The organism is Phaeobacter sp. B1627 (assembly GCF_006265095.1).
GTDB lineage: Bacteria > Pseudomonadota > Alphaproteobacteria > Rhodobacterales > Rhodobacteraceae > Epibacterium.
Genome location: NZ_VCNK01000020.1, coordinates 186,056 through 196,911, shown reverse-complemented (window position 1 = coordinate 196,911; position 10,856 = coordinate 186,056). Strand labels below are relative to the sequence as shown.

The 10,856-nt window shown below is 55.1% G+C and carries 10 protein-coding genes and 1 pseudogene; 4 read left to right on the top strand and 7 right to left on the bottom strand.

Annotation, left to right across the window (positions count from 1 at the left end):
• Positions 1–147: 147 nt before the first annotated feature.
• Genes FGE21_RS11840 through FGE21_RS11810 form a run of 7 tightly spaced genes read right to left on the bottom strand, consistent with a single transcriptional unit; the run spans position 148 to position 5,032 of the window.
• Positions 148–477 (bottom strand): hypothetical protein, encoded by a 330-nt coding sequence (locus FGE21_RS11840; RefSeq protein WP_139663496.1) that lies wholly within the window; start codon positions 475–477, stop codon positions 148–150.
• A 1-nt stretch (position 478) separates the two neighbouring features.
• Positions 479–865, bottom strand: coding sequence for a response regulator (locus FGE21_RS11835; protein ID WP_139663495.1), 387 nt, complete (start codon positions 863–865; stop codon positions 479–481).
• Positions 866–910: 45 nt separating this feature from the next.
• On the bottom strand, positions 911–1,768 hold the full coding sequence (locus FGE21_RS11830) for a protein-glutamate O-methyltransferase CheR (protein ID WP_139663494.1): 858 nt from the start codon (positions 1,766–1,768) through the stop codon (positions 911–913).
• Entirely contained in the window at positions 1,765–2,253 is a 489-nt protein-coding gene (locus FGE21_RS11825; RefSeq protein ID WP_139663493.1) for a chemotaxis protein CheW, read from the bottom strand. Before FGE21_RS11825 ends, FGE21_RS11830 begins: the two co-directional genes overlap by 4 nt.
• Positions 2,237–4,372 (bottom strand): chemotaxis protein CheA, encoded by a 2,136-nt coding sequence (locus FGE21_RS11820; protein ID WP_139663492.1) that lies wholly within the window; start codon positions 4,370–4,372, stop codon positions 2,237–2,239. Before FGE21_RS11820 ends, FGE21_RS11825 begins: the two co-directional genes overlap by 17 nt.
• Position 4,373: 1 nt before the next feature.
• A complete protein-coding gene (locus FGE21_RS11815; protein ID WP_139663491.1) occupies positions 4,374–4,748 on the bottom strand; it encodes a response regulator in 375 nt (124 codons plus the stop codon).
• The gene (locus FGE21_RS11810; protein WP_139663490.1) at positions 4,745–5,032 is read right to left on the bottom strand and encodes an STAS domain-containing protein; all 288 of its coding nucleotides are present in this window, start codon (positions 5,030–5,032) and stop codon (positions 4,745–4,747) included. Before FGE21_RS11810 ends, FGE21_RS11815 begins: the two co-directional genes overlap by 4 nt.
• Before the next feature lie 581 nt (positions 5,033–5,613).
• Between FGE21_RS11810 and FGE21_RS11805 the strand changes: the two are divergent.
• From FGE21_RS11805 to FGE21_RS11790, 4 genes and pseudogenes are all read left to right on the top strand, one after another.
• Positions 5,614–6,670: pseudogene (locus FGE21_RS11805) on the top strand (GMC family oxidoreductase).
• A gap of 33 nt (positions 6,671–6,703) precedes the next feature.
• Positions 6,704–8,317, top strand: a complete 1,614-nt coding sequence (locus tag FGE21_RS11800) for a long-chain-fatty-acid--CoA ligase (RefSeq protein ID WP_139663489.1) — start codon at positions 6,704–6,706, stop codon at positions 8,315–8,317.
• Between the two features lie 230 nt (positions 8,318–8,547).
• The gene (locus FGE21_RS11795; RefSeq protein ID WP_139663488.1) at positions 8,548–9,387 is read left to right on the top strand and encodes a flagellar motor protein MotB; all 840 of its coding nucleotides are present in this window, start codon (positions 8,548–8,550) and stop codon (positions 9,385–9,387) included.
• 130 nt (positions 9,388–9,517) lie between these two features.
• Entirely contained in the window at positions 9,518–10,810 is a 1,293-nt protein-coding gene (locus FGE21_RS11790) for a flagellar hook protein FlgE (protein WP_139663487.1), read from the top strand.
• Positions 10,811–10,856 lie beyond the last annotated feature (46 nt).

Here is a 10,856-nt window from a genome sequence, read left to right as displayed (position 1 = left end):
TGGCTATGAGTCCTGACCCTAGCTGAGTCGAAAAGCTATCCCAATAAGCAGGACCACTTCACCAAACGGCCATCTCAGGATCGAGATGGCCATTGTTTAAGTATTTTAATTGAGCAGAGTAGGGACGTGCTCAACGTCTTTGACAGATTAGAGTTCAAACAGCTCTTGTTTCTCGCGAAGGCGATCACGCAATTTTTGCAGGGTAACACTTTCGGTTGCCTGATTGATATCAGTGCAGTCTTGCGTACCCACTTGTTCTCTTAGTTTATCAAAGAAAGTGGACAGCCCGCCAAGGGTCTGTGAGATGAGATCGAAATCCTGAAGTTCTCGAATTTCCGCACTTGTTGGTGGGGTGCGTCGCTCAACAATCGTCAATACGGTATCCTCCAGCTGCTGAACTTGGTTTTGCAGCTGGCGCATTTCACGCGCCGAATTGGCATACACCGTATCGAGCGGCTTAGAAGAACTCGTATCCATTTTAAAGACGCCCCACCACTTGTTCAATGGCTTGCCGCATTGAAGCAACCGTAAAGGGTTTACGGATAATGTTATTCAATCCCAGCTTTTTGCCGACCTCGATAACTTCCGGAGTTGGTTTGCCTGTCACTAGGATAAAACCAACGCGTTGTGTAGAGGCGTTGCCCCGAACAGCTTGCAGAAGGCCCAGACCATCCATACCCGGCATATTGTAATCTGACAGCACCAAGTGAACCGGATTTGTTGCCAATTTCTGGAACGCTGACTGTCCGTTGTTTTCGACGAGATAGTTTTTTATGCCGAGTTCGTCGAGACACTGGGTAAGAATACCTCGGCTCGTAGACATATCATCAACAACCATAACGCGTAAAGAGTCTTTTAAGCTCATCGTCTATTTCCTCGTGTTCTCGTCTTGACTAACCGTGAGTGGGACTTAGCCAGGAGTATTGACATAAGTCGTTATGCCAACTGTTTTCATATATTGAGCCGCAGGGCCCGACATGCGCTCGGAGTGACCTATAAACAGGTAGCCACCGGAGGTGAGTGATTTTTGAAAGGCGTGCCAAACTTTCTGTTGCGTCGGGTTGTCGAAGTATATCGCGACATTGCGACAGAAAATGGCGTCGAATTTGCCCTTGAACGGAAACGGTTGGATCAGATTCAGAGTTCCAAAGGTCACCTTGCTACGCAGGTTCTTCGGAACGCGGGCCGAATCGGGTTTACTACCTGCTTCCAGCTGAAACTTGTATTCTTTGGGCACTCCCTCGAAGTTTTCAATCGGGTATTGAGCTTCCTCTGCGGTCTTGATCACAACCGGGTCTATGTCTGTTCCCAGGATCTTAATGTCGTATTTTTCAGAATCCGGGAGCATCGAATGCAGTACGGCTGCGATTGTGTAGGGTTCCTGTCCAATCGAGCATCCCGCTGACCAAATTCGAACCCGCCCTCCTTTTTTCGCACGCGCAATCAAAGGCGGAAGGACATCATTTCGAAGTGTTTCGAAGTGGTGAGGCTCTCGGAAGAACTGTGTGACATTCGTTGTAAGCAGCGACAGTAGCTCACTGCGCTCACTTTCAGCATTTGGTCCATTCAGTTGCTTCAGGTAATCCCCAAATGCCCTGATATTCTGCTTTCTCAATTTTCGAGAAAGCCGTGATGACACCAGAGGTTTCTTGCTCGGCGACATCGCCAAGCCGAAATGCTTGTGCGCGAATTGCGCAATGGCATCAAAATCTTGATCAGATAAGGTGATGCCATCATCCATTGGCTCTACACGACCAGCGATACTCACGACAGGCCTTGCTCCGGAACGGAAATCACCGCGTCCAAATTGATAATTCGAACCATTGTGTCATCGTGAGAGATGATACCTTGAATGTACTCCATTGTGTGGCGGCTATCAACCTGCGGCGTGTCTTGGATGTCTTCCGGGTTGATCGAGATTATCTCGGATACGGATTCTGCCAGCAATCCCACTGGTTTTCCAGCAACGGCCACCACAATGACCACATTGCGTTCACTTGCCTCCGTTTGCTGCAGGCCAAATCGAGCGGACAAATCGTATATCGGAATGACGGCGCCACGCAGGTTCATTACACCCAGAACATCAACCGGGGCATGCGGCAGGATTGTCACAGGAGACCATCTGCGTATCTCTCGGATTTGGGTGATTTTCAGGCAAAAAGCCTGACCAGCTACCGTAAAGCTGACAAACTCGCTTTGCTGCGCGTGTTTGACCTCTTGGTCGCCGATTTTAACTTCAGCTTGCGATTGCATTGCTCATTCTCCGCTCTGTATCAAAGGTGGCCGAGTTAGGGGAGGCCGCTATGATGCTTTCCGGATCCAGGATCATGGCGATTTTGCCGTCACCCAGGATCGTTGCTGCCGCGACGCCGGGAATGTTCCCGCAGACGCCGTCGAGGCTTTTGATTACGACTTGCCGCTGGTCATGGATGTCATCGACAGCTAGGGCACTGCGTTGACCCGTTTCCGTTTCGACCAATAGGTAAACGCCGGGTGGCTGGTCGCCGTCAGGTTTGCGAAGGCCAAGGGCGCCTGCCACATCACAAATTGGGACGAAATTCCCCCTGATAGACAGTAGCGTTCCGTCAGCACCAAGGCTGTTTATCATCTCATCGCTGCCGCGCATGGTTTCGATAATCGAAGTGATCGGAACAACCATTGTCTGATCCGCGACCGAAACCACCATGCCATCCATGACCGCAAGCGTCAGAGGCAGAATGATCGTAAAGGTTGATCCTTTTCCGGGAGTCGACGAAATATTGATCCGCCCACCAAGGGCGCTGACGGCGTTTTTGACAACGTCCATTCCGACACCACGGCCGGAAAGATTGGATACTTCTTTCGCAGTTGAGAAGCCTGGGAGAAACAGCAGGTTATCGATTTCTGAATCCGTCAGTTCCGCGTTTTCCGGAATCAGCCCCTTTTCAATGGCGATCTGCTTCACGCGCGGACGGTTTACGCCTGCTCCGTCGTCTCGAATCTCGATACACACGCTACCCGAGCGATGCGATGCTGAGAGCCGAATATTCCCTACACGGTTCTTTCCGGCTTCTTCTCGCGCTTCCGGCTTCTCCACGCCATGATCCACGGCATTTCTCAGGATATGGGTCAGCGGGTCAGACAGACGTTCAATGACCGTTTTGTCCACCTCGGTGTTCTCACCTTCGGTGACCAGCTTGGCGGATTTTTGAGTCGCTGAAGAAGCCTCGCGCACGATGCGCGCCATACGTTGAAACAGCGGCTTTACAGGCTGCGCACGGATAGACATCACACCTTCCTGAATATCGCGCGCAAGGTTCTTAAAGCCTTCCAGCTCCGTTTCGACATCCCTGAGGTCCGCGACATCCAGATTGGCAATTTGTTGTGCCAACATTGAGTGGTTAATGATGAGTTCGCCGACCGCGTTGATCAGCCGGTCCACCCGCTCCAGATCCACACGCAGGGTCGGCTTGGGTCCGCGCTGTTCTGACTTATTGCTCTCTGGCTTTGCAGCCTCGACTTTTTCTGTCGGTTCTGGAGATGTCACAGGAGCTGCCTCTGCGGGCGCCGGCGAGTCAAAAGGGGCTGGCGTCTCGGGTTCGGTACTGTCGCCGGGGGAACCGAATGCAGCGTTAAGTGCAGCCAGAGCCGCGGCCTCTTCCTCACCGTCTTTGTCTGACGAGATTTCGAGTTCACACAGGCCTTCCACGAACTCAAATATCGCTTCGACCGAGGATTTGGGTTCAGTTGTCGTAAGTGTCATGTTCCAGGCAAGATAGCTTTCGTCCATCGCCATGGAATCAAAACCCGGAAGCTCTGACTCGTCCAACTCCACCTTGAGGGGGCCGAGCTCCGACAGAGCCTGGAACAGGAAAAACGGCTCATTCCCGGTGCCGAACATTTCTTTCAGCGGATGGAACCGAATCTGGTATGTTTTCTCAGATTCGTCTGCGATGGGAAGGGGCATGGAAGGCCCCCCGAGACCCATGGGCTCGAAGGTCAGATCCTCTTCTTCCTCGCCAATATACTCCTCAAGACCTGCTATCAGTACGCCGTGATGCTCTTCGTCGGTGGACCCACCGTCTCGCGCAACGCTGACAAGGTCAGACAGGTGGTCACTACTGCGCAGGAGAAGCTGAATAAGCTTCGGGTCGAGCTGCAGTTTATTGGACCGAACCTCATCAAATACCGTTTCGAACTTGTGGGCAAATGCCACAAGCTCATCCAAGCCAAATGCGCCCGCGCCCCCCTTGATGGAGTGAACAGCACGGAAAATCGCATTGACCACTTCCGGATCGTGATCGCCTCCTTCGACAGCGGTCAGACCCTCATCCATCGCTTCAAGGAGCTCTTCGCACTCCTCAAAGAATGTATCTTGAATCGACCCGGACATCCTATGCAGCCGCTCCTGTAACGCGCTTAAGAGCGAAGATCAGAGATTGGTCATCAAAAGGCTTGGTGATCCACCCTGTCGCGCCTGCATCCCTGGCGCGAGCCTTCATTTCGGGAGCGCTCTCTGTCGTCAGCACCAGGATGGGCACTTTTGAATTGATGCCATTTCCCCGCAGCTCTTCAATGACACCGAATCCATCCAGATTGGGCATATTGATATCGGTGATGACAACATCGGGGGCGACATCACTATACATGTCGACACCTTCGCGGCCGTCTACTGCGCAATGGTAGTCAAACCCTGCCTCTTCCAGGGTCGCGGCCAGCAGATTCCGGATTGTGCGGGAGTCATCGATTGCCAAAACTTTGGTTTTCATACTGTTTCCTCGTCTTCAAATCGGTTGGGTTCCAGACCCAAAAGAGTAAGGGATCGTCTGCATCCCCCGTTGATATTAGTGACCGAGAATCCCAGGCCCTCAGAGCGCCACTGTTGTTCAGCTCCGAGGAGCAGTTGGAGGCATCGGGATGGCATCACCGCTACAGTGCTGCAATCCACCTCAACCGCCTTCTCTCGGGAGGCTCCCAAAAAGGCAATCAATGGGTCTAGATCCGCGAAGGCATTCGGCAAATCCAGATTGTGCTTTTGCGTTTCGGTGGACATATTTGCGATTCGCACCCCCGTTTACGGCGATTGATTACAGTTCGATGGCACAAGTCTTAGCTTCAGTGCCTTAACATTTGATTTCCGCCTCAACGGGAGATTTCGGGACGCACCCCCTGCTGTTGCGGCAACTTGCCGGCAGTCTGTCGCGCAACAGATGATGCAGCCCAACCGAAACCGGTATGTCACCTGCGAAACCCAGGATTTCCGCATGCCACATGGGGACACTGTCCCGGCGGAAACACCATAAATATCAATCAAGCGTATCTGCGCGGATTCTGCGCGGAACCGACGCGAATCCTGTACGGACGCCGATCGAATCTATGCGCGCACGCCAGCACAGGCCGGGATAAGCCCGCGACGCAGGTCCGGAGATCCTGATGACAATGTGTGATTTATGATGTTTTATTGAAGGAAAGCGCAGGCCCGGCGTCCCGCCGTTTCGATTTTCGCCAATGTATACTTCTGCTCGCTGCGCTGGTCTGACGCACCGTCAACATGGACAGAGCATTTTTTCTGCGTGCTGATCGCAGAAAGATGAATGCCTGGCTGTAACCGGCATATCCGTGGGGGGAACTTTGGTGGAAGCTGACTATGTTATCGTTGGGGCTGGATCCGCCGGGGCCACCCTTGCGGCACGATTGAGCGAAGATTCGGCTATCACCGTTTGCCTTCTGGAGGCGGGCGGCCGCGGAAAGTCACTTTTGGTTCGGGTTCCCGCTGCTGCGGTCGCTATGCTTCCGGGCAGGCCCCGCATTAACAATTGGGCCTATGAAACTGTGCCGCAACCCGGACTCAATGGCCGCCGTGGATATCAGCCGCGCGGCAAGGCTTTGGGCGGATCGAGTGCGATCAATGCGATGCTCTATGTGCGCGGGCACGCTGCGGATTACGACGAATGGGCGACAATGGGGTGCAGTGGATGGAAGTGGCGGGACGTCCTGCCCTATTTTCGGAAATCCGAAAACAATGCATCAGGCGCTGACGGCGACCACGGTGACCAGGGTCCGCTGCAGGTCAGAAATCAATCGCAACCGCGTGCCGCCTCGCGCGCCTTTGCCGAAGGCGGACCCGGATCTCGACCGGTCCGACATCCAGCTCCATTTCGTCATTTCCATCGTCGAAGATTATGCGCGGAAACTGCATATGGGGCATGGCGTCAGGTGCCATACCTGCGTCCTGGGGCCAAAATCCAGAGGCAGCGTGCCCCTGGCCACTGCCAACCCGTTTGCTGCCCCCGTGATTGATCCGCAATTCCTGTCCGATCCGGACGACCTGTCGGTGCTCCAGCGTGGCGTTCGGCAGGCGCGGCGGATCATGGCACAGGAGCCGTTGGCGGCCTATTTGCGCAAGGAACTGTTTTTTGACGGCGAGCCGGACGACGCAACATTGGAACAGCATATCCGGGCCCGGGCAGATACCATTTATCATCCGGTCGGCACATGCCGTATGGGACAGGACGAAGACGCGGTCGTGGATCCGGAGCTGAAGGTCCGGGGGCTTCGGAACCTGCGCGTGGTCGATGCATCGGTCATGCCACGTCTCATTGGTGGAAATACGAATGCTCCGACGATTATGATCGCAGAAAAGGCAGCAGATATGATTACAGGCCGCCCGACGCTGACCGGCACCGGGTAGAATATTTCAAACGGGAAAAGAGGAGGATCCCCAATGCTGGGCAAGATGATGACGCAGCCGCTGACCATCAGTTCACTGATCGAACATGCGGGCAAATACCACGCGGGCACAGTTGTGACCTCAGTCGAAACCACAGGTGACGTTTCTCATTCCACCTGGGCCACAGTCGCCGACAACGCGCGCAAACTGGCAGCCGCTCTGGACCGGATGGGATTGGAGCCGGGCACGCGATGCGGCACCATTGCCTGGAACAACCGTCGCCACCTGGAGATCTATTTCGGCGTCGCCGGCGCAGGGTATGTCTGTCATACTCTCAATCCGCGTCTGCAGTCCGAGCAGCTGATCTATATCCTGAACCACGCCGAGGATGAGGTGCTGTTCATTGATGCGACGTTTGTGCCGACGGTGGCAAAACTCCGTCAACACCTGCCAAAGCTGCGCCATATTGTATTGATGGGTCCGCAGGAGAGCGAGGCGGCGGCACAGATTGACGGGCTGTTGTTCTATGACAGCCTTTTGGACGCGGAAAGCGGCGACTACACTTGGCCTGACCTAGATGAGGCGACGCCGTCGAGCCTTTGCTACACCTCTGGCACGACGGGACACCCCAAAGGCGTCCTTTACAGCCATCGCTCCACTGTCCTGCACTCTTTGGGCGGCAACCAGCCTGATGGTCTTGCTTTGGCCGCGCGTGACAGCGTGATGGCCGTTGTCCCGATGTTCCACGTCAACGCCTGGGGGGTTCCCTATATTGCGGCCGCCGTTGGCGCAAAACTGGTGTTGCCGGGGCCGAAGCTCGATGGAGAGAGCCTTGTCCGGCTCATTGACGCAGAAAAAGTCACCATTGCCCTGGGTGTGCCCACAATCTGGATGGGGCTGCTGCAGGCGCTGAAGACCACCGGCAGCAAGATCCCAAGTCTGGAGCGTACCGTTGTCGGGGGGTCTGCCCTGCCGACCGTTATGATCCCAACCTTTCGCGACACCTATGGGGTGGACCTGATCCATGCCTGGGGCATGACAGAGACGAGCCCGCTCGGCACCCTGAACCAACTGCTGCAGAAGCATGACGTCCTCAGCCCGGCGGAACAGGGCGCGATCCGTGAAGGCCAGGGGCGTCCGCCTTTTGGGGTAGAGCTGCGCATCGTTGACGATACGGGGGCGCGTCTGGCGGAGGATGGCGCCGCACATGGCCATCTGCAGGTCCGCGGGCATTGGATCATCGACACCTACTTTGGTCAGGAACAGCCGAGCCTGACAGAAGACGGTTGGTTCGACACCGGTGACATCGCGACAATAGACGCGGACGGTTATATGATCATTCGGGACCGGGCCAAGGATATCATCAAATCCGGCGGCGAGTGGATATCCACGGTCGAGCTTGAAGACATCGCAATGTCCCACCCCGGGGTGGCGCAGGCTGCGGTGATCGCTGCCCGACATCCAAAATGGGACGAGCGCCCGGTCATTATTGTTGTGAAATCTGACGATAGCCTCACTGAGGTAGAGCTTCTTAAACACTATAATGGCAAGGTCGCCTCGTGGCAGGTCCCGGACACCGTGGTGTTCGTGGATGCCCTGCCGCTCGGTGGAACCGGCAAGGTTCAGAAGAACAAGCTCCGCGAATCATACGGCGACATGCTTCTGTGAAGGAGGCAAAAGAGGCGGGAATTTGACCCGCCTCACACCCCGCCACAATGTTGTCGCATTGCTGCCCGAAGCGCGCCTTCAACCCACCTTTGAAAAGCCAGGATGGCCTCGATTTTGCCTTATAAACCAGTGATTTACGGCTGATACTTGAGGCAATTTTATCTGTTAAGACCTGGTTAAGGAACCGCTCTGTATCCCGGTTTTGGGTGAACAGAAAAGGTGGTGGGAACATGACGGCTCAAAGCAATGAAGCTCCTATTATTATCAAGCGCAAAAAGGTTGTTGGGGGCGATGGTCACCACGGCGGTGCATGGAAAGTGGCCTATGCAGACTTCGTAACGGCAATGATGGCGTTCTTTCTTCTGATGTGGCTGCTGAACGCCACAACGGAAAAGCAACGCAAGGGGCTGGCAGATTATTTTTCTCCCTCCATCCCGCTGAGCCGCGTGTCCGGCGGCGGAAACGGCGCCTTTCAGGGCGACACAATGTTTACAGAGGACGTGAAGCCGCAAAACGGCGTTGGCGCGACCAGGGAAAATCCAACCGACGCATCCCGGGCGCAGGGCGACACTGGTGTTGCTGACAATCAGCAGAATGATGCTGAGGAAGAAGCAAGCTTCCGTCAGATCGCGGAGGAGCTCAAGGGCCGGGGCGGTGAGAGCATGGTCAGCATCGACATGGCACGTCACATCGTGACACGGGTGACCGACGAGGGTCTGATCATCGAACTCTTTGAAACCGAGGCTGCCAAGCTGTTCGAAGACGGCACCGAACGCCCGACGGCCTTGCTGCGCGACCTGCTGCGTATGGTGGCTCGGGTGACGGCCTCTGTCGAGAATAACGCAGCGATTGGTGGCCATGTTGCATCAACCCCTGTTGTGATCGCCAACAACCCGGTCTGGGCGCTGTCTCAGGCCCGTGCGAATGCGACCCGCGAGTTGCTCGAAACCGGTGGATTGAAGGCCAAGCGAATCTCGCGCGTCACAGGGCATGCTGATCGCGATCTGTCCTCTGCGAACCCGATGGCAGTCCGCAACAACCGTATCGAAATTACGCTTTTGCGGAAGTAATCAAACTAAACCGGACAGAAAAATACGGCTAACAGATAGATAGGATTTTATCTGTTAGCCGCACGTTAAGTACAAGCGCGGTAAGTCATTCTGAGAAGAATAATGAAGATGCAGCAGAAAGGCGTATCTAATGACTATTTCCTCTTCGCTGAATGCCGGTGTATCCGGGTTGACCGCGAACGCCAGCCGCCTGGCAGCTATTTCAGACAACATTGCAAATGCCTCGACCACTGGCTACAAGCGAGTTGAGACATCATTTGAATCCATGGTCGTCTCGCAGTCCGGCGGAACATATGCCGCAGGCGGAGTATCGGTCTCCAACATACGACAGATCGCAGACCGAAGCTCTCTTATTTCGACAAGCAACCCGACAGACCTTGCTATTTCCGGTCGTGGCTTCCTGCCCGTGGCCAGCATGGCGGAGGTGGAGGCCGGGGTCACACCTGAAATGCTTTTGACAACCACGGGATCGTTTGCAACCGACGACGAAGGGTACCTGACCACCTCCTCCGGCTTGGTTCTGATGGGGTGGGCCGCGAGCGACGATCAGACAATCCCAACCGTCGCACGGGACACCAGAGAAGCTCTCGAACCAATTCAGTTCAACGTCAACCAATTGAGCGGTACCCCCACCACCCAGATCCGCCTGGGTGTGAACCTTCCTGCCACGGACGGCGTAGCGGGCTCCACGGCTGATCCGCATAACATGTCGACCGAGTATTATGACAACCTCGGCAAGTCCGAATCTCTGAATATCGAGTATGAGGCAACCGGCAACGCCAACGAATGGACAATGACCATCACCGACTCTGCCACCAATGCGGGCGCGACGGTGATCGGGGAGTATACGGTGACCTTTAACGACAGCCGTACAGGCGGTGGTACAATTGCCTCCGTCGCCACCACCACGGGTGGCACCTATGATGCGACTGCTGGTACCATCATCGTGAATGTTGATGGCGGTCCAATTGAACTGGAAATCGGCATACCAGGGGAAGACAATGGCCTGACTCAACTGTCGGACACTTTTGTCGCTGCCACGATCGAAAAGGATGGATCTGAAGCGGCAAGCTATTCCGGTGTGGAAGTTGACGACGGCGGTTATGTGCATGTTCTGTACAACAATGGCACCAGCCGGATCGTATACCAGGTTCCAGTAGCTGACATGCCAAACGCAAACGGCATGCTCTCTATGGGCAACCAGACCTACCTGCCGTCATCAGCCAGCGGTCCGTTCTATCTCTGGGATGGTGGAACCGGTCCGACGGGGACAGTTGCTGCTTACCGACAGGAAGAATCAACGACTGATGTCGCAGGCGAATTGACGTCGATGATTCAGACGCAGCGCGCCTATTCCTCCAATGCGAAGGTCATCCAGACCGTCGATGAAATGCTGCAGGAAACAACCAACATCAAGCGCTGATAGAATCAGCGCCTGATCCCCTGCCTTAGTCAATCACAGAAGGTGA